At 71.0% G+C, this 23,049-nt stretch carries 20 protein-coding genes and 3 tRNA genes; 14 read left to right on the forward strand and 9 right to left on the reverse strand.

Annotated features, from left to right (window positions below):
• Nucleotides 1–123 precede the first annotated feature (123 nt).
• Nucleotides 124–450, forward strand: a complete 327-nt coding sequence (trxA, locus tag ABT247_RS18035) for a thioredoxin (protein ID WP_350743776.1) — start codon at nt 124–126, stop codon at nt 448–450.
• Between the two features lie 125 nt (nt 451–575).
• Here the strand turns inward: trxA and ABT247_RS18040 are convergent, their stop codons facing one another.
• The 9 genes from ABT247_RS18040 to rpmH form a co-directional block, all read right to left on the reverse strand.
• Nucleotides 576–1,193 carry a GNAT family N-acetyltransferase gene (locus ABT247_RS18040; protein WP_350743777.1) on the reverse strand — a complete coding sequence of 206 codons (618 nt, stop codon included), beginning with the start codon at nt 1,191–1,193 and terminating at the stop codon, nt 576–578.
• 124 nt (nt 1,194–1,317) lie between these two features.
• Nucleotides 1,318–2,373 carry a ParB/RepB/Spo0J family partition protein gene (locus tag ABT247_RS18045; RefSeq protein WP_350743778.1) on the reverse strand — a complete coding sequence of 352 codons (1,056 nt, stop codon included), beginning with the start codon at nt 2,371–2,373 and terminating at the stop codon, nt 1,318–1,320.
• Nucleotides 2,370–3,341 carry a ParA family protein gene (locus ABT247_RS18050; protein ID WP_350743779.1) on the reverse strand — a complete coding sequence of 324 codons (972 nt, stop codon included), beginning with the start codon at nt 3,339–3,341 and terminating at the stop codon, nt 2,370–2,372. Before ABT247_RS18050 ends, ABT247_RS18045 begins: the two co-directional genes overlap by 4 nt.
• A gap of 247 nt (nt 3,342–3,588) precedes the next feature.
• Complete coding sequence (gene rsmG / locus ABT247_RS18055) at nt 3,589–4,416, reverse strand: 16S rRNA (guanine(527)-N(7))-methyltransferase RsmG (RefSeq protein ID WP_350743780.1); 828 nt, start codon at nt 4,414–4,416, stop codon at nt 3,589–3,591.
• A gap of 176 nt (nt 4,417–4,592) precedes the next feature.
• Nucleotides 4,593–5,123 (reverse strand): Jag family protein, encoded by a 531-nt coding sequence (locus tag ABT247_RS18060; RefSeq protein ID WP_350743781.1) that lies wholly within the window; start codon nt 5,121–5,123, stop codon nt 4,593–4,595.
• Nucleotides 5,124–5,202: 79 nt separating this feature from the next.
• Nucleotides 5,203–6,402 (reverse strand): membrane protein insertase YidC, encoded by a 1,200-nt coding sequence (gene yidC / locus ABT247_RS18065; protein ID WP_350743782.1) that lies wholly within the window; start codon nt 6,400–6,402, stop codon nt 5,203–5,205.
• Nucleotides 6,403–6,405: 3 nt separating this feature from the next.
• Nucleotides 6,406–6,720 (reverse strand): membrane protein insertion efficiency factor YidD, encoded by a 315-nt coding sequence (gene yidD / locus ABT247_RS18070; protein ID WP_350743783.1) that lies wholly within the window; start codon nt 6,718–6,720, stop codon nt 6,406–6,408.
• On the reverse strand, nt 6,717–7,145 hold the full coding sequence (rnpA, locus tag ABT247_RS18075; protein ID WP_350743784.1) for a ribonuclease P protein component: 429 nt from the start codon (nt 7,143–7,145) through the stop codon (nt 6,717–6,719). The genes yidD and rnpA overlap by 4 nt, the downstream gene beginning before the upstream one ends.
• Before the next feature lie 18 nt (nt 7,146–7,163).
• Nucleotides 7,164–7,301 (reverse strand): 50S ribosomal protein L34, encoded by a 138-nt coding sequence (rpmH, locus tag ABT247_RS18080; protein ID WP_030059672.1) that lies wholly within the window; start codon nt 7,299–7,301, stop codon nt 7,164–7,166.
• Nucleotides 7,302–7,653: 352 nt separating this feature from the next.
• Between rpmH and dnaA the strand changes: the two genes are divergently transcribed.
• The 13 genes from dnaA to ABT247_RS18145 all read left to right on the forward strand — a co-directional run bounded on the left by dnaA (nt 7,654) and on the right by ABT247_RS18145 (nt 23,010).
• Nucleotides 7,654–9,471: a chromosomal replication initiator protein DnaA gene (gene dnaA / locus ABT247_RS18085; RefSeq protein WP_350743785.1), complete on the forward strand. Its 1,818-nt coding sequence runs from the start codon at nt 7,654–7,656 to the stop codon at nt 9,469–9,471.
• A 953-nt stretch (nt 9,472–10,424) separates the two neighbouring features.
• A complete protein-coding gene (dnaN, locus tag ABT247_RS18090; RefSeq protein WP_350743786.1) occupies nt 10,425–11,555 on the forward strand; it encodes a DNA polymerase III subunit beta in 1,131 nt (376 codons plus the stop codon).
• 185 nt (nt 11,556–11,740) lie between these two features.
• Nucleotides 11,741–12,616, forward strand: coding sequence for a phosphogluconate dehydrogenase (NAD(+)-dependent, decarboxylating) (gnd, locus tag ABT247_RS18095; RefSeq protein ID WP_350743787.1), 876 nt, complete (start codon nt 11,741–11,743; stop codon nt 12,614–12,616).
• A 76-nt stretch (nt 12,617–12,692) separates the two neighbouring features.
• Entirely contained in the window at nt 12,693–13,826 is a 1,134-nt protein-coding gene (recF, locus tag ABT247_RS18100) for a DNA replication/repair protein RecF (RefSeq protein WP_350743788.1), read from the forward strand.
• 236 nt (nt 13,827–14,062) lie between these two features.
• Complete coding sequence (locus ABT247_RS18105; protein ID WP_350743792.1) at nt 14,063–14,626, forward strand: DciA family protein; 564 nt, start codon at nt 14,063–14,065, stop codon at nt 14,624–14,626.
• A 257-nt stretch (nt 14,627–14,883) separates the two neighbouring features.
• Nucleotides 14,884–16,899 carry a DNA topoisomerase (ATP-hydrolyzing) subunit B gene (gene gyrB, locus ABT247_RS18110; RefSeq protein WP_350743789.1) on the forward strand — a complete coding sequence of 672 codons (2,016 nt, stop codon included), beginning with the start codon at nt 14,884–14,886 and terminating at the stop codon, nt 16,897–16,899.
• Nucleotides 16,900–17,030: 131 nt separating this feature from the next.
• Nucleotides 17,031–19,568 (forward strand): DNA gyrase subunit A, encoded by a 2,538-nt coding sequence (gyrA, locus tag ABT247_RS18115; RefSeq protein WP_350743793.1) that lies wholly within the window; start codon nt 17,031–17,033, stop codon nt 19,566–19,568.
• A gap of 147 nt (nt 19,569–19,715) precedes the next feature.
• Nucleotides 19,716–20,459, forward strand: coding sequence for a DUF3566 domain-containing protein (locus ABT247_RS18120; RefSeq protein WP_350743790.1), 744 nt, complete (start codon nt 19,716–19,718; stop codon nt 20,457–20,459).
• Between the two features lie 260 nt (nt 20,460–20,719).
• On the forward strand, nt 20,720–22,093 hold the full coding sequence (locus ABT247_RS18125; protein WP_350743791.1) for a class I SAM-dependent methyltransferase: 1,374 nt from the start codon (nt 20,720–20,722) through the stop codon (nt 22,091–22,093).
• A gap of 16 nt (nt 22,094–22,109) precedes the next feature.
• Nucleotides 22,110–22,186 (forward strand) — tRNA-Ile (locus ABT247_RS18130).
• Nucleotides 22,187–22,269: 83 nt separating this feature from the next.
• Nucleotides 22,270–22,343, forward strand: a tRNA-Ile gene (locus ABT247_RS18135).
• A gap of 286 nt (nt 22,344–22,629) precedes the next feature.
• Nucleotides 22,630–22,758 (forward strand): DLW-39 family protein, encoded by a 129-nt coding sequence (locus ABT247_RS18140; RefSeq protein WP_014137031.1) that lies wholly within the window; start codon nt 22,630–22,632, stop codon nt 22,756–22,758.
• Between the two features lie 179 nt (nt 22,759–22,937).
• Nucleotides 22,938–23,010: transfer RNA gene (locus ABT247_RS18145), tRNA-Ala, on the forward strand.
• Nucleotides 23,011–23,049: the final 39 nt, after the last annotated feature.

Here is a 23,049-nt window from a genome sequence, read left to right on the forward strand (position 1 = left end):
GCCCCACCCCCCCCCCCGGGGGGCGTTCCACGTGGAACGCCCCCGCCCCGGCCAGGCAGAAACAGAAACGGCCCGCCCGTTGTTCTCCTGGCAGCCCCCTCCGTCCGAACCCGAGGAGTTCCCGTGGCCGGCGCCACCACCACCGTCACCGACGCGACGTTCAAGTCCGACGTCCTGGAGAGCGACAAGCCCGTACTGGTCGACTTCTGGGCCACCTGGTGCGGCCCGTGCCGCCAGGTCGCCCCGGTCCTGGAGGAGATCGCGGCCGAGCACGGCGACAAGCTGACCGTTGCCAAGCTCGACGTGGACGCCAACCAGACGACCGCCGCCGAGTACAACGTCATCTCGATCCCGACCCTGATCCTCTACAAGGGCGGCCAGCCGGTGAAGCAGATCACCGGCGCCCGTCCGAAGGCCGCGCTGATGCGCGAGCTGGACGGCCTGATCTAGGCACGCCGGTCACCGAACGCACGGCGGCGGGGCTCCCCAACCGGGGTGCCCCGCCGCCGTCTTTCTGCCGCTCCGCGGCCCCGCTCCCTCGGCTCAGCGCTCCGTCACGGCCCCGGCGCGCCCGCTCAGAACGGCCGCAGGGCCGGCTCCTTGCGCCCGCCGCCGAGCAGCCGTTCCAGCGCGACCTCCACGTCGCCCCGCCAGGAGAGCGTGGTCCGCGCCTCCAACCGCAGCCGCGGGTACCGGTGGTGCGGTCGTACGGTCTTGAAGCCGACCGCGAGCAGATGGTCGGCCGGCAGCACGCAGCTGGTGGGCGTCCGGCCCGCCGATCCGAAGGCCTCGATGGCCCGGACCCCGCGCCCGAGCAGGTCCTTGGCCACCGTCTGCACCAGCACCCGGCCGAGGCCCTGCCGCTGGTACCCGGGGAGGACGCGGCTGACCATCAACTGGACGGCGTCGGGTGAGACCGGGCTGGTCGGGAAGGACTGCGAGCGGGGGACGTACGCGGGCGGCGCGTAGAGCACGAAGCCGGCGGGCTGGTCGTCCACGTAGACGATCCGGCCGCAGGAACCCCACTCCAGCAGCACCGCGGAGATCCACCCCTCCTTCTCCTGCTCCGGCTTCCCAGACTCGACCGCCTCCTTCGCGCTGACCGGGTCCAGCTCCCAGAACACGCAGGAGCGGCACCCGATCGGAAGATCCGCGAGGTTGTCCAGTGTCAGCGGGGCTATCCGGCGTCCCATGGCCCGTACCTCCTCCTCCCTCTCACGGTCGAGCATTCCCCCGTGAACGCCGATGGGTGCATGTTTCACGTGAAACTGCGCTCACGTGGAACACGCACCCATCGGGTCGTCGCCTCCGGCCGGCTCAGCCCTGTGACAGTCGCAGCCCGTCCTCGCCCGGGGCCATGCTGTCCAGGATCCGGTTGAGGTCCTCCACCGAGCCGAACTCCAGCACGACCTTGCCCTTGCCCAGCTTCCCGCCGCGCTGCGACACCTCGACCTTGACCCGGGTGTCGAACCGGTCCGAGAGGCGGCTCGCCAGGTCGTTGAACGCCGGGGTCAGCAGCTTGCCGGCCTTGGGCGCCGGACGACTCGGCTTGACCTCCGTGTTCATGGTCTTGACGATCTCCTCGGTGGTCCGCACCGAGAGGCCCTCACGGTTGATCCGGGCCGCCAGCTTCTCCTGGTCCTCCGGGTCGGTGAGGCTGCACAGCGCCTTGGCGTGTCCGGCGGACAGCACCCCGGCGGCGATCCGGCTCTGGACGGCCGGGGGCAGCTTCAGCAGCCGCAGGGTGTTGGTCACGTGCGAGCGGGAGCGGCCGATCCGGTCCGCCAGCTCGTCATGGGTGCAGGAGAAGTCCTGCAGCAGCTGGTCGTAGGCGGCGGCCTCCTCCAGCGCGTTCAGCTCCGCCCGGTGGAGGTTCTCCAGGAGGGCGTCCAACAGGAGCTTGTCGTCCTCGGTGGCCCGGACGATCGCCGGGATCAGGGTCAGTCCGGCCTCACGGGACGCACGCCAGCGGCGCTCGCCCATGATCAGCTCGAAGGCCTCCGGACCGGTCTGACGCACCACCACCGGCTGGAGCAGGCCCACCTCCTTGATGGAGACGACCAGCTCGGCCAGCTTGTCCTCGTCGAAGTACTCGCGGGGCTGGCGCGGGTTGGGCTCGATCGAGTCCACCGGCAGCTCGGCGAAGAAGGCACCCGGCACCGGCGCCGGCTTCGGCTGCTCGATGACCCGCTTGCCCGCGGCCACCCGGGCCGCCACCGTGCTGCGGTCGGCCGGCAGCGTCGGGACCTCGGTCGGCGAGGTCCCTCCGGTGGCCGTCACCAAGGGCGGCGCCGGCGCGGTCGGCGCGGGCTGTGCCGCCCCGCCGAACAGCGCGTCCAGCCCCTTCCCAAGTCCCCTGCTGCGACCGCTCACCGATGACCCTCCGTCGTGCCGTGCTGTACCACCGGGGCTCCGTGCCCCTGCTGGCCGTCCCGCTGCTGCCCCACCTGCGCTCCACCCGGCCCCACCGCGCGCAGCGCGAGCTCGCGGGCGGCCTCCAGGTAGGAGAGCGCCCCGGTCGAGCCCGGGTCGTAGGTGAGCACCGTCTGCCCGTAGCTGGGCGCCTCCGAGATGCGCACCGAGCGCGGGATCGCCGTGCTCAGCACCTCGTTCTGGAAGTGGGTCCGGACCTCCTCGGCGACCTGGGCGGCCAGCCTGGTCCGGGCGTCGTACATGGTGAGCAGGATGGTCGAGACGTGCAGCGTGGGGTTGAGGTGGGCGCGCACCAGATCGACGTTGCGCAGCAGCTGGCCGAGGCCCTCGAGCGCGTAGTACTCGCACTGGATGGGGATCAGCACCTCCTGGCCCGCCACCAGGGCGTTGACCGTCAGCAGGCCCAGCGAGGGCGGACAGTCGATCAGGATGTAGTCCAAGGGCTGCTCGTAGGCGGCGATGGCGCGCTGCAGCCGGCTCTCCCGGGCCACCAGCGAGACCAGCTCGATCTCCGCACCGGCCAGGTCGATCGTGGCGGGGACGCAGAACAGCCCCTCGACGTCCACGACGGGCTGCACCACGTCGGCCAGGGGCTTGCCCTCGACCAGGACGTCGTAGATGGACGGCACGTCGGCGTGGTGGTCGATGCCGAGGGCGGTGGAGGCGTTCCCCTGGGGGTCGAGGTCGACGACCAGGACGCGCAGTCCGTGCATCGCCAGCGAAGCGGCCATGTTCACGGTGGTGGTGGTCTTGCCCACCCCACCCTTCTGGTTGGCGACCACGATCACCCGGGTGGTGGCGGGCCGGGGAAGCCCCTCCCCCGCTCGGCCGATCGCCTGGACCGCAGCCTGGGCGGCCCGGGCGATGGGCGTGTCATCGATCTGGTCGATGGTCTCCGAGTCCTGCATGGGGCTCAGTGTTTCACGTGAAACCGGAGCGGCAACAGTCGCCGCCCGGTCACGACGGAGGATTCCGGAGAGCAAGGAGCGACGTTTCACGTCGAACACCATGCCCGCTATGCCGGAAATCTGACGTTGCGACACTCCGGTGTCCGATCATCGGCCCAGCCGTCACCTGAATGACGACGGGCGGACGGTTCCCCCCGTTCTGGAGGACCGCCCGCCCGCTGCGACAGGTCTTCGGTGGCACCCGGCCTCAGCGGCCGCGGCGCCGCCCGCCCCGACCGCGCTCGCCGCCCTTCGCGTTCGCGCCGCGGCCGGCCCGGGCCATCTTGGCCCGCCGGGTCGCGGCCCGCACACCGCCGGGGCTCTCCCCGGCCTTGACCTGGACCACCCGGGTCGAGGTCTCCAGGGTGCCCTCGCCGACCGAGATCACGCTCCACTCGACCGCCCCGAGCTTGGTCAGCCCGGCGCGCGAGTCGGCCAACTCCTGCTCGGCACTGTCGCCCTTGAGCGCCAGCATCTGCCCGTGCGGACGCAGCAGCGGCAGCCCCCAGCCGGCCAGCCGGTCCAGCGGCGCCACCGCCCGGGCGGTCACCACGTCCACCGCGAGCTTGCCGACCATCTCCTCGGCGCGGCCCCGCAGCACCGTGACGTTCTCCAGCGCCAGCTCGCGGACGACCTCCTCCAAGAAGGTGGTCCGGCGCAGCAGCGGCTCGAGGAGGGTCACCGAAACGTCCGGACGGGCCAGCGCCACCGGGATGCCGGGCAGCCCGGCACCGGAGCCGACGTCGCACAAGGTGGAGCCGGCCGGCAGCAGCTCGGCGAGCACCGCGCAGTTGAGCACGTGGCGGTCCCACAGCCGGGGCACCTCGCGCGGACCGATCAGTCCGCGCTGGACGCCCGCGGTGGCCAGCAGCTCGGTGTAGCGGACGGCTGCGTCGAAGCGGTCACCGAAGACCTCCCGGGCCGCGGCAGGCGCGTCGCCCGGCACGTCCAGCTCGGGCGCCTCGGCCGCCCGCCCCTCAGCGTCCGGATCCACGTCCGCCCCCGGACGGCCGGCGGCCCCGCTCTCCGTGTCCATCTCGACCTCTCCGATCCCCGGATCCACCGACCCGCTCAACGCACCGTTTCACGTGAAACATCCCCGCCGGGCCGAACCCCGCGGAAGGGACGACGACCCCGCCCGCACGAGGCGGACGGGGTCGCGTCCGGTGAAGCTCACCGGCCGCCGCAGCGGCCGGACGTCGCCCGTCGGCCTCAGGCCGGCAGCACGACCACGCACCGCTGGGGCTCTTCGCCCTCGGACTCGCTGCGCAGACCGGCGGCCGCGACCGCGTCGTGGACGACCTTGCGCTCGAAGGGCGTCATCGGCCGCAGCTTGACCTGCTCGCCGCTGGTCCTGGCCTGCTCCGCCGCCTTGGCGCCGAGGGCCGCCAGCTCCTCCCGCTTGCGGGCCCGGAAGCCGGCAATGTCCAGCATGAGGCGGCTGCGCTCGCCGGTCTCCCGGTGGACAGCCAACCGGGTCAGCTCCTGCAGGGCCTCCAGCACCTCACCGTCCTGGCCGACCAGGCGCTGGAGCGCGCGGTCGTTGCCGTCGCTCACGATGGAGACCAGGGCGCGGTCGCCCTCGACGTCCATGTCGATGTCACCGTCGAGGTCCGCGATGTCGAGCAGACCCTCCAGGTAGTCCGCCGCGATGTCGCCTTCCTGCTCGAGGCGGGCGACGAGGCTCTCGTCGGCGCTGGCGGCGGCCTCGGCCTCGACGGCGGAGGTGGTGCCTTCCGTCACTGATGGACTCCTTCGGAGTTGGGCCCGTCGGGCGGGCCGGGAACGAAGCTCTGGGGTGCCACAGCGGGGCAGGGGTCGGTCAGGACTTCTTCTTCGGTCGCTGGCCGCCGCGCTTGGGCTGCTGGCGGGCGCCCTGCCGGGGACCGCCCGACTTGGCCGCCGGCTGCTTGGCCGCGGGCTGCTTGGCTGCGGGCTGCTTGGCCGCCGTGGGCTTGGGGCCGGACTCGGCCGGGACGGTGTCGGTCGGCTGCCCGTCCTTGCTGCCCTCGCTCGCCCCGGACGCGTCCGCCTCCGCCCCCTGGGCGGTGGCGACGGCCTGCTGGCGCTGCGCCTTGGTCTGCCGACGCGGCTGCTGGCGGCGCACCTGCACCGACTCCTCGACCACGGCGGCCGCGGAGGACGCCTCGGCGAGGGCCTCCTTGGACGGGGGCAGCAGGCCCCAGAGCGCGCCCTTGATCTCCGTACCGTCCGGACGCAGTCGACCGGCCTTCTTCAGCCGCGCCTGGCGCTCCTGGAAGGCCTTGCTGCCCGGGGTCGGGTTGTTGTGGATGACGATCAGCTGCTGGCCCATCGACCAGACGTTGGTGGTCAGCCAGTAGACCAGGACACCGACCGGGAAGTTGATGCCCATCACGGCGAACATGACCGGGAAGACGTACATCAGCATCTTCTGCTGCTGCATGAACGGCGTCTTCACCGTGAGGTCGACGTTCTTGGTCATCAGCTGGCGCTGGGTGATGAACTGCGACAGCGACATCATGATGATCATCACCGCGGTGACGATCTTGACACTGGTCTCGCTGCTGCCGAGGAAGGTCGCGGAGAGCGGGGCACCGAAGATGTGCGCCTTGCCGGCGCTGACCAGCAGGCTGCCGTGGATGACGCCGATGTCCTGGCCCTTGGCGACCTTGGCGAGCACGCCGTAGAGGGCGGTGAAGAACGGCGCCTGCACGATGATCGGAAGGCAGCTGGAGAACGGGTTGGTACCCGCCTCCTTGTACAGCTTCATCATCTCTTCCGACTGGCGCTGCCGGTCGTTCTTGTAGCGCTCCTGGATCGCCTTCATCTTCGGCTGGATCGCCTGCATGGCGCGGGTCGCCTTGATCTGCTTCACGAAGAGCGGGATCAGGCAGATCCGGATGACGACCACCATCGAGGCGATGGCCAGACCCCAGGCCCAGCCACCGTCCGGGTCGAAGATGTGGCTGTACAGCGAGTGGAACTGGACGATGATCCAGGACACCGCGGTGTAGAGGGGACTCAGAAAACCGAAGGTCACCGGTCAGACTCCTTGGGCATCGGGCTTCGCCACCGGCTCCGGCTCGGCGGTCCCGCTCTTGGGGCTCAGCAGATCGCGCAGCCGGCGGTGCCACACCGGGTGCTTGCGCGGCGGTACGTGGTCCACCCCGCCGGGCGACCACGGATTGCAGCGCAGGATGCGCCATACGGTCAGTCCGCCGCCCTTGACCGCCCCGTGCACCCTGACGGCCTCGTAGCCGTAGTGCGAGCAGGAGGGGTAATAACGGCAGACCGGACCGAGCAGCGGGCTGATGGTCCACTGGTAGACCCTGATCAGACCCATCAGCAGGTACTTCATCGCCCTGCTCCCGTCGGTGCCGAGGCGGCGGGCTCGACCCTCAGCAACCGCTTCAGCGCCGCGTCAAGATCACGTTCGAGATCCTGGTACGAGGCGGTCGCGGCCTGGGGCAGCGCACGCACCACTATCAGGCTACCGGCGGGCAGCCGGGACAGACGATCACGGATGAGATGGCGCAACCGGCGCTTGACCAGGTTGCGGACGACCGCCGGGCCGACGGCCTTGCTCACGACGAAACCCGCACGCGCCGAAGGAGTCCCCTCGGCGACGTGCGGGCGGGAGTCGCTGGTCCGGTCGGTCGGCCCCTGGAGGTCGCCCTCTCTGCTGAGATGGACGACCAGAAGGGGCCGGCCGGCCCGGCGACCGCGTTTCACCGCGGTCGCGAAGTCCTGGCGCCGCCGCAGCCGATTCTCGGAGGGCAGCACAACAGACTCTGTCGTGGATCAGGCGGACAGGCTGGCGCGGCCCTTGCCACGGCGGGCGGCCAGGATGGCGCGGCCGGCGCGGGTACGCATACGCAGCCGGAAGCCGTGGGTCTTCGCGCGACGACGGTTGTTCGGCTGGAAGGTGCGCTTGCTCACTCGGGGGCTCCTGAGGTGAATCGTAGGATGACGGGGGGTCGCTTGGCCGTCACCGTGCGTCCGCGTGATCTCCCCTGATTCGGAAATCCGGCCCGTCGCCCCAGTTCGGCTGGGGTCTGGGGCAATCCACGGCGCCCGTGCTGCGCGCCTTATGGAGCGGGTGGACCCGCGGACATGCGGCAGCGGCCATCGACAACTCGACCTGGTTACGGTACGCGGGACGGGGTCCGAGGGTCAAACCAGCCCCCTGCGGCAGGTTTACCCACAGCCTGTGGACAACGACTTGATCCGTCTCTGTTCGCTGACTACCGTTGCAGAACTTGTCTGGTTTGTTCTCTGAAAGCGTGCACCAGTGGCTGATGTCAACAGCGACCTCGTCCCGGTCTGGGCGAGGGTCGTCGAGCGGCTGGTCAGCGACCCCGACGTCGGGGAGATGGACAAACAGTGGGTGCAGCGCACCCAGCCCATGTGGATGATGCACGACACCGCCCTGCTGGCGACCCCGAACGAGCGGGCCAAGCAGGTGCTGGAGGGCCGGCTGCTGCCGCAGCTGACCGACGCCCTCAGCCGCGAGCTCAGCCGGCCGGTGCGGATCGCGGTGATGGTCGACGCCAACGCCGTGCCTACCCCCGCGCCCGCCGCCCAGGCCCCCGCGGAGCCCTACCCGGGCCCCGCCGAGGAGGACCCGGACGGCTACCGCGGGCAGGACTACCACCAGCAGTCCTACCAGCAGGACTACGACCGCCCCCGCTACGACGACGGCGGCGGCTACGAACAGCGCCCCGCCTCCTACGGCGGCCAGTCCGGCCAGCCGTGGTCCGGTTACCAGGACTCCGGCTACCAGGAGCCGCAGCAGCCCTACCGGGAGTCCGAGGAGCCGGCGCCCCGCCCGGCGCCGCGCCACCTGCCCAGCCCGCCCTCGACCACCCAGGGCGACCTGTTCGGCGGGGCGTACGGCCCCGGCCCCGGTGAGCAGCCGCGCACCGGCGCCGGCCGGCGGTCGCCCGGCTCCCGTCCCACCGGCGGCCGCCCGGCCGAGAAGCCCGCCGCGGAGCGCGGCACCGACCGCCCCGCCGTCCCCGGGGTGCCCGCCCCGCCCGGCGCCCCTCCGGCCGGGGGCTCGCGCAAGGACGAGCCGGCGGCCCGGCTGAACCCCAAGTACCTCTTCGACACCTTCGTGATCGGCGCCAGCAACCGCTTCGCGCACGCGGCGGCGGTGGCGGTGGCCGAAGCCCCGGCCAAGGCGTACAACCCGCTCTTCATCTACGGGGAGTCCGGGCTGGGCAAGACCCACCTGCTGCACGCCATCGGGCACTACTCGCGCAGCCTCTTCCCGGGCACCCGGGTGCGGTACGTGTCCTCGGAGGAGTTCACCAACGAGTTCATCAACTCGATCCGGGACGGCAAGGCGGACACCTTCCGCCGCCGCTACCGGGACATGGACATCCTGCTCGTGGACGACGTCCAGTTCCTCGCGAGCAAGGAGTCCACGCAGGAGGAGTTCTTCCACACCTTCAACACCCTGCACAACGCGAACAAGCAGATCGTGCTCTCCTCGGACCGGCCGCCCAAGCTGCTGACCACGCTGGAGGACCGGCTGCGCAACCGCTTCGAGTGGGGACTGATCACCGACGTCACCCCGCCGGAGCTGGAGACCCGGATCGCGATCCTGCGCAAGAAGGCGATCCAGGAACAACTCAACGCTCCCGCCGACGTGTTGGAGTTCATCGCGTCCCGGATCACCCGCAACATCCGGGAGTTGGAGGGCGCGCTCATCCGGGTCACCGCCTTCGCCAACCTCAACCGGGCTCCGGTGGACCTGGAGTTGGCCGGGATCGTCCTCAAGGACCTGATCCCCGGCGGGGACGAGGACGCCGGGCCGGAGATCACGGCACAGGTCATCATGCAGCAGACCGCCGCCTACTTCGGCCTGGGCGTGGACGACCTCTGCGGATCCTCGCGCAGCCGGGTGCTGGTGACGGCCCGGCAGATCGCCATGTACCTGTGCCGGGAGCTCACCGACCTCTCGCTGCCGAAGATCGGCGCGCAGTTCGGCGGCCGCGACCACACCACCGTGATGCACGCGGACCGCAAGATCCGCTCGTTGATGGCGGAGCGGCGCTCGATCTACAACCAGGTCACCGAACTCACCAACCGCATCAAGAGCTGAGCCGCGTCCGGCCGGTGGCACCGGCGGACGGCGGACCTCCACGGGGCGTCAGGAGCGATCCTGACGCCCTTTTTCGTCGTCCACAGGTGTGCGGCGGGCGGTGCTGGGGCAGGGATGCCGTCGACGGATCCGCCGCCGGTCCGCGCCAGGGGGCGAACAATTGACCGGGCATTCGAAAAGGCGGGGCGCGCAAGGCCGTTGTCCACAGGTGCGGCCCCTTCCGCGCGATCCACAGGCCGGGGAGTCCGGAGTTATCCAGAATTCGTCCACAGGCGCGTCGCCGCTACGCTCTTCCGCGCAGGTCAGATGCCTGTGGACTTGTGCACAATGGTTATCCACAGGCTGTGGACAGTTGACGGGCCGCCAGTGGGCCGTTCGGGTTGTCCACCGGTTGTCCCCAAGGTCGGGGCGGTTATCCCCAGGTTGTCCACAGCAGCGTCCACAGTTCGACAACCGTGAACTGGCGTTCACGCCCTGGTGTGAAAGGCGTCACGAAAAGTTGACCGGGGTCCGTGGATAACCCGGCCCGGAACTGGGGACAGTCCTGGGGATAACCTGTGGATACGCTGCGTGCCCTGTGGGTAACGCTCGGCCGTCCACAGCGCGGCCTGTCCGTCCACAGCCGCCGTCCACACCCACTGTGGACAAAATTCGGGCGCTGACCTGCGGAAACGGGGTTATCCACGGTTTCCACAGGCCCTACTACTACCGCTACACAGATAGACCTGGGACCTGCTTTCAAAGTGGGTGGGCCCGAAATCTGTGGACAACCGCTCCCCGACATCTGTTCGGCCTCGCTTCCGCCCGTCTGCCCCGTCTGTCGGCGGAGTACGTCAGACTGTCCTTTGCAGCTGGAAGCGGAGCGGCAGAGCTCGGCGGACAGCGGAACCGACGATCAAGATCAGACGAACCAGAGTGCGAGCGGGAGCGCTCGATCCAGGAGGCGGTTACCGGTGAAGTTCCGGGTGGAGCGTGACGTCCTCGCGGAGGCGGTGGCCTGGGCTGCCCGCAGCCTCCCGGCACGGCCGCCGGTGCCGGTGCTGGCCGGCCTGCTGCTGACCGGGCAGGAGGGCAGCCTGGCGCTGTCCGGCTTCGACTACGAGGTGTCGGCCCGGGTCGAGCTGGAGGCGGACGTCGAGGAGGCCGGCACCGTCCTGGTCTCCGGCCGACTGCTCAACGACATCTCGCGCAACCTTCCCAACAGGCCTGTGGAGATCTCCACCGACGGCCAGCGGGTCAGCGTCGTCTGCGGCAGCTCCCGGTTCACCCTCCCCACCCTCCCGGTGGACGAGTACCCGGCCCTGCCCCAGATGCCGACCGCCACCGGCACCGTCTCCGGGGACGTCTTCGCCTCGGCGGTCAGCCAGGCCGCGGTCGCCGCCGGCCGGGACGACACCCTGCCGGTGCTGACCGGTGTCCGGGTCGAGATCGAGGGCGACCGGATCACCCTGGCCGCCACCGACCGCTACCGCTTCGCCGTCCGCGAGCTGCTGTGGAAGCCCGAGCAGTCCGACATCTCCGCGGTCGCCCTGGTGCCCGCCAAGACGCTGCAGGACATCGCCAAGTCCCTGGGCAGTGGCGACACCGTCTCCATCGCGCTCTCCTCGGGAGGCGCGGGCGAGGGCCTGATCGGCTTCGAGGGCGCCGGCCGCCGCACCACCACCCGGCTGCTGGAGGGCGAGTTCCCCAAGTTCCGCAGCCTCTTCCCGACCGAGTTCAGCGCGGTCGCCGCGATCCAGACCCAGCCCTTCCTGGAGGCGCTCAAGCGCGTCTCGCTGGTCGCCGAGCGCAACACCCCGGTGCGGCTGAACTTCGAGCAGGGCGTGCTGACCCTGGAGGCCGGCTCGGGCGACGACGCCCAGGCCACCGAGCGGATCGAGGCCGACCTCGAGGGCGACGACATCTCGATCGCCTTCAACCCGGGCTACCTGGAGGAGGGGCTCAAGGCCATCGACTCCGCCTACGCCCAGCTGAGCTTCACCACCCCGACCAAGCCGGCCCTGCTCAGCGGCAAGGTCTCGGTGGACGCCGAGGAGGACAAGGCGTACCAGTACCTCATCATGCCGGTCCGCCTCTCCGGCTGATCCGGCCGGCTGATCCCGCTCTCCGCGTGACCGTCCACAGGCTGTGCACACCCGCTGTGCACAGCCTGTGGACGTCTCCCCCGGTCGGCCCGACCGCGCAGAGTCCGTCACCGCCGGAAGCGTAGGCTCGGGGAGTGCGGCAACGGCGCCGCCGGCAGGCACGTCCCCACAGTAAGGATTTGGTCATGGAGCTCGGCCTCATCGGTCTCGGCAAGATGGGCGGCAACATGCGCGAGCGGATCCGCCGCGCCGGCCACACCGTCGTCGGCTACGACCGCAACCCGGAGATCTCCGACGTCGAGAGCCTCCAGGAGCTCGTCAGCAAGCTCCAGGGCCCCCGCGTGGTCTGGGTGATGGTCCCGGCCGGTGCCGCGACCCAGGCGACCGTCGACGAGCTCGCCGAGCTGCTCTCCCCCGGCGACGTGGTGGTCGACGGCGGCAACTCCCGCTGGACCGACGACGTCAAGCACGCCGAGGCGCTGGCCGCCAAGGGCATCGGCTTCGTCGACTGCGGCGTCTCCGGCGGCGTCTGGGGCCTGGAGAACGGCTATGCGCTGATGTACGGCGGCGACGCCGAGCACGTCGCCCGCGTCCAGCCGGTGTTCGACGCGCTCAAGCCCGAGGGCGACTTCGGCTCGGTGCACGCGGGGGCGGTGGGCGCCGGCCACTTCGCCAAGATGGTCCACAACGGCATCGAGTACGCGATGATGCAGGCCTTCGCCGAGGGCTGGGAGCTGCTGGAGGCCGCGCCCGAGGTGACCGACGTGCGCGAGGTCTTCCGCAGCTGGCAGGAGGGCACCGTGATCCGCTCCTGGCTGCTGGACCTGGCCGTCCGCGCCCTGGACGAGGACGAGCACCTGGCCAAGCTGCGCGGCTGGGCCGCCGACTCCGGCGAGGGCCGCTGGACCGTCGAGGCCGCGATCGACCACGCCGTGCCGCTGCCGGCGATCACCGCCTCGCTGTTCGCCCGCTTCGCCTCCCGCCAGGACGACTCGCCGCAGATGAAGATGATCGCCGCGCTGCGCAACCAGTTCGGCGGCCACGCGGTCGAGTCGAAGTAGTCCCCCCGGCCGGGTGGTCCACCGGACACCCGGCCGTCCACAGTCTGTTGACAGAAGGCGAGCGCAGTCCACCGCCATGCACGTCGCGCACCTGTCGCTCGCCGACTTCCGGTCGTACGCCCGGGCCGAGGTCCCCCTCGACCCGGGCGTGACGGCCTTCGTCGGGCCCAACGGCCAGGGCAAGACCAACCTGGTCGAGGCGATCGGCTACGTCGCCACCCTGGGCAGCCACCGGGTCGCCACCGACGCCCCGCTGATCCGGCTCGGCGCCGAGCGGGCGGTGATCCGCACCTCGGTGGTGGACCGCGGCCGCTCCACCCTGGTCGAGCTGGAGCTCACCCCGGGCAAGGCCAACCGGGCCCGGATCAACCGCTCCGACAACGTCCGCCCGCGCGACGTGCTGGGCCTGCTGCGGACCGTGCTGTTCGCCCCCGAGGACCTCAGCCTGGTCAAGGGCGACCCGGGCGAGCGCCGCCGCTTCCTGGACGAACTGCTCACCGCCCGCGCCCCCCGGCTGGCCGGGGTCCGGCAGGACTACGAGCGGGTGCTCAAGCAGCGCAACGCCCTGCTGAAGACCGCCGCGATGGCCCGCCGGGCCGGCGGCGGCAAGGGCGCGGACCTGTCCACCCTGGAGGTCTGGGACGGTCACCTGGCGCGCGCCGGGGCGGAGTTGACGGCCTTCCGGATCCAGCTGGCCTCCGCCCTGCAGCCGCTGGTGACGGCTGCTTACGGGCAGCTGGCCCCGGGCGGCGGCGAAACCTCGCTGGAGTACCGCAGCTCCTTCGAGGGCGAGCTGCCGACCAGCCGCGAGCAGGCCGAGGAGCAACTGCTGGGGGCGCTGCAGGCGGCCCGCAAGCAGGAGATCGAGCGCGGGGTCACCCTGGTCGGCCCGCACCGCGACGAGCTGGTGCTCAAGCTCGGCCCGATGCCCGCCAAGGGCTACGCGAGCCACGGCGAGTCCTGGTCGTTCGCGCTGGCGCTGCGGCTGGCGTCGTACGAGATGCTGCGCGCCGACGGCGGCGAGCCGGTGCTGATCCTGGACGACGTCTTCGCCGAGCTGGACGCCGCCCGCCGGGACCGGCTGGCCGAGCTGGTGGCCGACGGCGAGCAGGTGCTGGTCACCGCGGCGGTGGCCGAGGACGTGCCGAAGGCGCTGGCCGGCGCCCGGTTCGCGGTCTCCGACGGCGGCGTCCGCCGGATCGACGCCTGAAACCGCCGACCCGCCCGTACGGCTGCGGGCCTGCGCGCCGGCCCGGACGCCCGTCCGCCCGTCCGCCCGCGATCCCGTCCGTTGCCTGAGCCGCTCGTCACACCGACCGCCCTCCGGGCACGTCCCGCCGTCCGGCGTCCGACCGCTCCCGTAGGCTGGACGGCTCATCGGTTGTCCACAGGCTGGGGAAGGAGATCGCCGTGAGCGAGTCGGCGGAGCGCTCGCCCTTCCCCACCATCCCCGGCCCCGCCGGTTCCCGTCCCGCCGGCTCCGGCCCGGTCGTCCCCGCCCCCGCCGGCCCCGAGCCCACCGGTGCCGACCTCGCCCGTTCCGCCCTGCGGGCCGCCCGTGCCCAGGCCCGCCAGCGCGGGGAGCAGGTCCAGCAGAAGCGCGAGGCGAAGCGGCACGGCCTGCGCAGCGGCGCCCGGTCGGACGGCCGCGACCCGGTGCCGCTGGGCGCCGCGCTGAACCGGCTGCTGACCGAGCGCGGCTGGGAGTCCTCCGCCGCGGTCGGCGGGGTGATGGGCCGCTGGCCGCAGATCGTCGGTCCGGACATCGCCGCGCACTGCCACCCCTCCTCCTTCGACGAGGCCGAGGCGGTGCTCACCGTGCAGTGCGACTCCACCGCCTGGGCGACGCAACTGCGGTGGCTGGCCAGGCAGTTGGTGGCCCGTCTGAACCACGAGCTGGGCCACGGAACGGTGCGGACCATCAAGGTGCTCGGCCCGGCCGCGCCCGCCCGCGGCTACGGCCGGCTGCGCGCCCCCGGCAGCAAGGGCCCCGGCGACACCTGGGGCTAGAGCGGTCTCCCGCCGCCGGGATCGGATCGCGATCTTCCGGAACCCCTGACGGCCCTTCCAGGCGCCCCCGGCCCCCCGGTCGAGTATCGGGACACGTGCCGAGGGGATTCAGGGCGGCGTATCTGCCTTCAAGGGCTGCCAAACGCCCATCTCTGTCAGTCGTACCGGTAGACTGGGAGCCAAACACTGTTGCTAGTGGCAACCGAGTCGAAACGCTGTGGTCGCACGCCCGCCCGTACGGGGAGGGCATGCGGCCCGTGCTGTGCCAGAGAGGGCGCTTCGTGGCCGATTCCGGCAACCCCAGCCAGACCCCAGACCAGACCGACCAGGCTTCCTACACCGGTAGCAACATCCAGGTGCTGGAAGGCCTCGACGCCGTCCGCAAGCGCCCCGGCATGTACATCGGTTCGACCGGTGAGCGCGGCCTGCACCACCTGGTGCAGGAGGTCGTGGACAACTCCGTCGACGAGGCGATGGCCGGGTACGCCGACACCATCGACGTCACGATCATGGCCGACGGCGCGATCCGCGTCGTCGACAACGGCCGTGGCATCCCGGTGGACATCGTCCCCGGCCAGGACAAGCCCGCCGTTGAGGTCGTGCTCACCGTCCTGCACGCGGGCGGCAAGTTCGGCGGCGGCGGCTACGCCGTGTCCGGCGGTCTGCACGGCGTCGGCGTCTCCGTGGTGAACGCCCTCTCCACCCGGCTCTCGGTGGAGATCCACAAGGACGGCCACATCTGGACCCAGGACTACAAGGCGGGCGCCCCGACCGCCCCGCTGGCGAAGGGCCCCGAGACCGACCGCACCGGCACCACGGTGACCTTCTGGGCCGACGCCGACATCTTCGAGACCACCGTCTACTCCTTCGAGACGCTCTCCCGGCGCTTCCAGGAGATGGCCTTCCTCAACAAGGGCCTGTCGATCTCGCTGACCGACGAGCGCCCCGAGCACGTGGACGAGGAGGGCAAGCCGCTCACCGTCACGTACAAGTACGACGGCGGCATCGCCGACTTCGTCGCCCACCTCAACTCCCGCAAGGGCGAGGTCATCCACCCCTCGGTGATCGACTTCGAGGCCGAGGACAAGGACAAGGCGATCTCGGTGGAGATCGCGATGCAGTGGAACTCCTCCTACACCGAGGGGGTCTACAGCTTCGCCAACACCATCCACACCCACGGCGGCGGTACCCACGAGGAGGGCTTCCGCGCCGCGCTGACCGGCCTGGTCAACCGCTACGCGCGGGACAAGAAGCTGCTCCGCGAGAAGGACGACAACCTCTCCGGCGAGGACATCCGCGAGGGTCTGACCGCGATCATCTCGGTCAAGCTCGGCGAGCCGCAGTTCGAGGGCCAGACCAAGGACAAGCTCGGCAACACCGAGGCCAAGACCTTCGTCCAGAAGGTCGTCCACGAGCAGCTGAACGACTGGCTGGACCGCAACCCCAACGAGGCCGCGGACATCATCCGCAAGTCCATCCAGGCCGCCACCGCGCGCGTCGCCGCCCGCAAGGCCCGCGACCTCACCCGCCGCAAGGGCCTGCTGGAGTCCGCCTCGCTGCCCGGCAAGCTCTCCGACTGCCAGTCCAAGGACCCGTCCGAGTGCGAGATCTTCATCGTCGAGGGTGACTCCGCCGGCGGCTCCGCCAAGCAGGGCCGCGACCCGCGCACCCAGGCGATCCTGCCGATCCGCGGCAAGATCCTGAACGTCGAGAAGGCCCGGATCGACAAGGTGCTGCAGAACACCGAGGTCCAGGCGCTGATCTCGGCCTTCGGCTGCGGCATCCAGGAGGACTACGACGAGGCCAAGCTCCGGTACCACAAGATCGTCCTGATGGCGGACGCCGACGTCGACGGTCAGCACATCCGCACCCTGCTGCTGACCCTGCTGTTCCGCTTCATGCGGCCGCTGGTCGAGGCCGGGTACGTCTACCTCGCCATGCCGCCGCTGTACAAGATCAAGTGGGGCAAGGACGACTTCGAGTACGCCTACTCCGACCGCGAGCGCGACGCGCTGATCGCCGCCGGCGTGGAGGCCGGGCGCCGGCTGCCCAAGGACGACGCGATCCAGCGCTTCAAGGGTCTCGGCGAGATGAACGCCGAGGAGCTCCGGGTCACCACCATGGACGCGGCCCACCGGCTGCTGCTCCAGGTCACCCTGGAGGACGCCGCCCGCGCCGACGAACTGTTCTCCGTGTTGATGGGCGAGGACGTCGAGGCCCGCCGCTCCTTCATCCAGCGCAACGCCAAGGACGTCCGCTTCCTGGACGTGTGACGCCTGCACCCCAGGCCCCGCACGTACCAGTCCGCGTGAAAGGAAACTGACCAGCAGTGGTCGACGACAACCGTCCCGACGGCGAGCAGCCCGAGACCCCCGAGACCGAAGAGGGCACCGCCCAGGCGACGATGCGGATCGAGCCGGTCGAGCTCGAGACCGAGATGCAGCGCTCGTACCTCGACTACGCGATGAGCGTGATCGTCAGCCGTGCGCTCCCCGAGGTCCGCGACGGCCTCAAGCCGGTGCACCGCCGCGTGCTCTACGCGATGTACGACGGCGGGTACCGCCCCGAGAAGGGGTACTACAAGTGCGCCCGCGTCGTCGGCGACGTCATGGGCAACTACCACCCGCACGGCGACACCTCGATCTACGACACCGTGGTCCGCCTGGCCCAGCCGTGGTCGATGCGGATGCCGCTGGTGGACGGCAACGGCAACTTCGGCTCCCCGGGCAACGACCCGGCCGCGGCCATGCGCTACACCGAGTGCAAGATGATGCCGCTGGCCATGGAGATGATGCGCGACATCGACGAGGAGACCGTCGACTTCGCGCCCAACTACGACGGCCGCTCGCAGGAGCCGACCGTCCTGCCCGCGCGCTTCCCCAACCTGCTGGTCAACGGTGCCACCGGCATCGCGGTCGGCATGGCCACCAACATCCCGCCGCACAACCTCCGCGAGGTCGCCTCCGGCGCGCTGTGGTACCTGGAGAACCCCGAGGCCTCCAACGAGGAGCTGCTCGACGCGCTGATCGAGCGGATCAAGGGCCCCGACTTCCCCACCGGCGCGCTGATCGTCGGCCGCCGCGGGATCGACGACTACTACCGCACCGGCCGCGGCTCGGTCACCATGCGCGCCGTGGTCGAGGTCGAGGAGATCCAGGGCCGCCAGTGCCTGGTGATCACCGAGCTGCCGTACCAGGTCAACCCGGACAACCTCGCGCTGAAGATCGCCGACCTGGTCAAGGACGGCAAGATCGCCGGCATCGCCGACGTCCGCGACGAGTCCTCGTCCCGCACCGGCACCCGCCTGGTGGTCGTGCTCAAGCGCGACGCCGTCGCCAAGGTCGTGCTGAACAACCTCTACAAGCACACCGAGCTGCAGACCAACTTCGGCGCCAACATGCTGGCCCTGGTCGACGGCGTGCCGCGCACCCTCTCGCTGGACGCCTTCATCCGGCACTGGGTCAACCACCAGGTCGAGGTCATCGTCCGGCGCACCACCTTCCGGCTGCGCAAGGCCGAGGAGCGCGCCCACATCCTGCGCGCGCTGCTCAAGGCGCTGGACGTGATCGACGAGGTCATCGCGCTGATCCGGGCCTCGGCCAGCGCGGACGCCGCCCGCACCGGCCTGATGGGCCTGCTCGACATCGACGAGCTCCAGGCCAACGCCATCCTCGAGATGCAGCTGCGCCGACTGGCCGCCCTCGAGCGCCAGCGGATCACCGACGAGCACGACGAGCTGCAGCGCAAGATCGACGAGTACAACGCGATCCTGGCCTCGCCGGTCCGCCAGCGGGGGATCATCTCCGAGGAGCTCACCGCGATCGTCGAGAAGTACGGCGACGACCGGCGCTCCACCCTCATCCCGTCCGACGGGGACCTCTCGATCGAGGACCTCATCGCGGAGGAGGACATCGTCGTCACGATCACCCGTGGCGGCTACGTCAAGCGGACCCGCTCCGACCTCTACCGCTCGCAGAAGCGCGGCGGCAAGGGCGTGCGCGGTGCCCAGCTGAAGCAGGACGACATCGTCGACCACTTCTTCGTGACGACGACCCACAACTGGATCCTGTTCTTCACCAACAAGGGCCGGGTCTACCGCGCCAAGGGCTACGAGTTGCCGGACGCCGGGCGCGACGCCCGCGGCCAGCACGTCGCCAACCTGCTGGCCTTCCAGCCGGGCGAGCACATCGCCCAGGTGATGGCCGTCCGGACCTACGAGGACAAGCCGTACCTGGTCCTCGCCACCCGGGCCGGCCTGGTGAAGAAGTCCCCGCTGAAGGACTACGACTCCCCGCGCTCCGGCGGCCTGATCGCGATCAACCTGCGCCAGGACGAGGAGGGCCGGGACGACGAGCTGATCGGCGCCGAGCTGGTCTCCGCCGAGGACGACCTGCTGCTGGTCTCCAAGAAGGCCCAGTCGATCCGCTTCACCGCGACGGACGACGCGCTGCGGCCCACCGGCCGCGCCACCTCGGGCGTCAAGGGCATGGCCTTCCGCGAGGACGACGAGCTGCTCTCGATGAACGTCGTCCGCCCGGGCACGTACGTCTTCACCGCCACGGACGGCGGCTACGCCAAGCGCACGGCGGTGGACGAGTACCGTGTCCAGGGACGCGGCGGCTACGGCACCAAGGCGGCGAAGATCGTCGAGGGCCGGGGTTCGCTGGTCGGTGCGCTGGTGGTCGACGACACCGACGAGATCATGGCGATCACCCTGTCCGGTGGGGTGATCCGCACGAGGGTTTCCGAGGTTCGTGAAACCGGACGTGACACCATGGGCGTCCAACTGATCAACCTCGGGAAGCGCGACGCGGTCGTGGGCATGGCCCGCAACGCGGAGGCCGAGGAGGACGAGACGGCGGAGGACGAGGTCGCGGGCACCGAGTCCACCGAGACGGCCGAGGGTGCGGAGACGGCGGTCGGCGGCGACGCCGAGGCCTGACCCGAACCGCAGACCGGTGCCGCGGCGTCCCCAGGGTGGGCGCGGCGGCACCGGCCGCCGACCAGTACCGGGCAATCCCGCCGGGCGCTGGATGACGAGTGACGGATCAGGGCGGCGCCGCCCTGGTGGGAAGTGCGGGAGGACCAGGTGAGTGGAGCCACGGGTGCTGCGGGAGGACCCTCCGGCGGCCGTCCGGGCGCGCAGGGCGGGGGTGCGTACGGGGTGCCGCAGCCGCCGACCGAGCACTCGGCCGCGTCCACCTCGCTGATGCCACCGGTCGGCGCAGCGGGCCAGAGCGGGGGGACGTACGGGGGCCAGACGCCGCCTCCGCCGAGCGGCGCGCCCGCCGGCTCGGGCGGTTTCTCGCAGCCGACCACCTACGCCAAGGGGCAGCCGACCCCGGCCCGGGGCACCCGGACCGGCGGCAACACCCCGGCCGGCGGCACCCCCGTCCCGGGGGCGGCGCGCCGCCCCGGCGGCGGGGCCCCGGCCGGCGGCGGGCCGATCGGCCGGACCCGCAAGGCGCGGCTGCGGGTGACGAAGGTCGACCCGTGGTCGGTGATGAAGGTCAGCTTCCTGCTGTCGCTGGCCGTCGGCATCATCATCATCGTGGCCGCGGCGGTGCTGTGGATGACGCTGGACTCCCTGGGCGTCTTCGACTCGCTGACCAAGACGCTCAAGGACGTCACCGGTGGCGGCGCCGACAACGCCAGCAGCCAGCTCAACCTGATGGACTACATCGGCTTCGGCAAGGTGATGATGTTCACCACGCTGATCGCCGTGGTCGACGTCGTGCTGCTGACCGCGCTGTCCACCCTCTCCGCCTTCATCTACAACGCGGCGGCCGGCTTCACCGGCGGCGTCGAGCTGACCCTGGCCGAAGAGGACTGATTCCTGGCCGAATACTGACCACCGGTCAGTTCCCCGCCTCCGTGCGGAATGCCCGGGCCCCGCAGGCCGTTGCCGTCTGCGGGGCCCGTCGGCATTTCGGGTGACAGCCGGCGCCCGCGGCGTGCCGTCCGGAATCGGGTCGGCCGCGGTGGGCTTAGCTGGACGCCGCCCGTTCCCGCGCCTGGGAGTGCCGCAGGCCGCCCCCGGTCGGTCGACCGGGTCAGGTGAGGTTCCGCAGGACGACTGGACGGAGGCGCGCGGTGGCGAAGCTCGCAGGTCAGCTGGTGGAGGCTTTGAACGGGTTGTTGGGGATCCCGGTGCCGCTGCGGGTCCAGGCCTGGGACGGCAGCGTCGCGGGGCCGCCCGGAGCGCCCACGGTGGTCCTGCGCAACCGCCGGGCGCTGCGCCGGCTGATCTGGCAGCCGGACGAGCTCGGCCTGGCCCGGGCCTACGTCGCGGGGGACCTCGAGCTCGCCCCGGGCACCGACCTGTACGAGACGCTCTCCGCCGTCGCCCGCTTCGCCGAGCTGCCGGAGATCCGCAACCTGGCCATCCGTCCGCGCGACGTGGTCGGCGCCAAGGGCCGCCGCGTCCTCGCCGCCGCCCTGCGGGCCGGGGCGATCGGCACGGAGCCCACCCCGCCCCCGGAGGAGGTCCGCAAGCCCCACGGGCGGCTGCACAGCCGCAGCCGGGACCGCGCGGCCATCAGCCACCACTACGACGTGGGGAACGACTTCTACGGCCTCGTGCTCGGCCCGTCCATGGTCTACTCGTGCGCCTACTGGGCCCCCGAGGTGAAGAGCCTGGAGGCCGCCCAGGAGGCCAAGCTCGACCTGATCTGCCGCAAGCTCGGCCTGCGGCCCGGGATGCGGCTGCTGGACGTCGGCTGCGGCTGGGGCTCGCTGCTGCTGCACGCGGCGAAGCACTACGGCGTCACCGCGGTGGGCGTCTCCATCTCCAAGGAGCAGGTCGCGCTGGCCAGGGCCCGGGTCGAGGAGGCCGGCCTCGCCGACCGGATCGAGGTCCGGCTGCAGGACTACCGGGAGATCACCGACGGCCCGTTCGACGCGATCTCCAGCGTGGGAATGGCCGAGCACGTCGGCTCCCAGCAGTACCGGGTCTACGCCGAGGGGCTCTACGGCCTGCTGGTGCCCGGCGGCCGGCTGCTCAACCACCAGATCGCCCGCCGCCCCGACCACCCCGGTGAACCGCACCGCACCAGCCCCTTCATCGACCGCTACGTCTTCCCGGACGGCGAGCTCTCCCCGGTCGGTTCCACCGTGGCCCGGCTGGAGGAGGCCGGCTTCGAGGTGCGGGACGTCGAGGCGCTGCGCGAGCACTACGCCCTGACCCTGCGCGAGTGGGTGGCCAACCTGGAGGCGCACTGGACGGAGGCGGTCCGGCTGGTCGGCCGCGGCCGCGCCCGGGTCTGGCGGCTGTACATGGCCGCCTCCGCGCTCGCCTTCGAGCAGAACCGGATCGGCGTGAACCAGGTCCTCGCCGTCCGCAGCACCGACGAGGGCGCGGCGGGCCTGCCGCCCACCCGCGAGGAGTGGCTGCTGCGCCCGGCCGCCGGGGTCCCTGCCGCGACCCGGGCCGCCGAGGATTTGGGGGATCGGCGGTCGGTCCGCTAATCTTTCAGTGCGGCAAGGGCCTATAGCTCAGACGGTTAGAGCGCTTCCCTGATAAGGAAGAGGCCACAGGTTCAAGTCCTGTTAGGCCCACCACCGCGAAGGGCCCGGAGTGATCACTCCGGGCCCTTCGGCGTTTTCCAGGATGGGCCGCATCGGGTACGCTCTGTGTGCAGCGCGGGCCTATAGCTCAGACGGTTAGAGCGCTTCCCTGATAAGGAAGAGGCCACAGGTTCAAGTCCTGTTAGGCCCACCGCCACGAGGGGCCCGGAGTGATCACTCCGGGCCCCTCGTCGTGCTTCCGGGGCGGACGCACCGCACAGCAGGAGGTGTGGCGTCAATCCTCCGACCGGGCCGCCGGGTTGAGCACCGGTGGCTGGTCACGATTGGGAAACTGGTGTGTATCATCGGCCGCAAGGGCTGTCCGGCACCCGACCGCCCTGTTCGCGCTCGAAACACAACTGGACTCGTCGGCCCGGTCAGCCCGGCCGGAACACCGGCTCTTGAGTCCACCAACGCAAGAAGGACGAGGTCCCGCGGTGAAGAAGCTCCTCCTGGTCGCCCTGGTCGCCCTCGGCGGCTTCTTTGTCTACCGTCAGGTCCAGGCGGACCGCGCCGAGCAGGACCTGTGGACCGAGGCCACCGACCCGGTCCCGGCCGGTCGCTGAGCCCGGACGATCTGACGATCGCAGATCTTCGGAGGCGTTGAGGCGTCTCCCAACCGGTCGGTCCGGTCCCACGACCGGGCCGACCGCCCCTCGGGGAGAACACTGTTCCGAGGGGACGGCGCCGGGAATCGCGCCGGAACCGGTACGCTAGTGCCCGTCGGCACGGGGCGTGCCGTCGAGGGGCATTAGCTCAGTTGGTAGAGCGCTGCCTTTGCAAGGCAGATGTCAGGAGTTCGAGTCTCCTATGCTCCACAGCGCCTGAACGGCGGCCGACCTGTGCCCAGGTCGGCC

Origin of the sequence: Kitasatospora sp. NPDC001539 (assembly GCF_040298565.1) — a bacterium.
Classification (GTDB): domain Bacteria; phylum Actinomycetota; class Actinomycetes; order Streptomycetales; family Streptomycetaceae; genus Kitasatospora.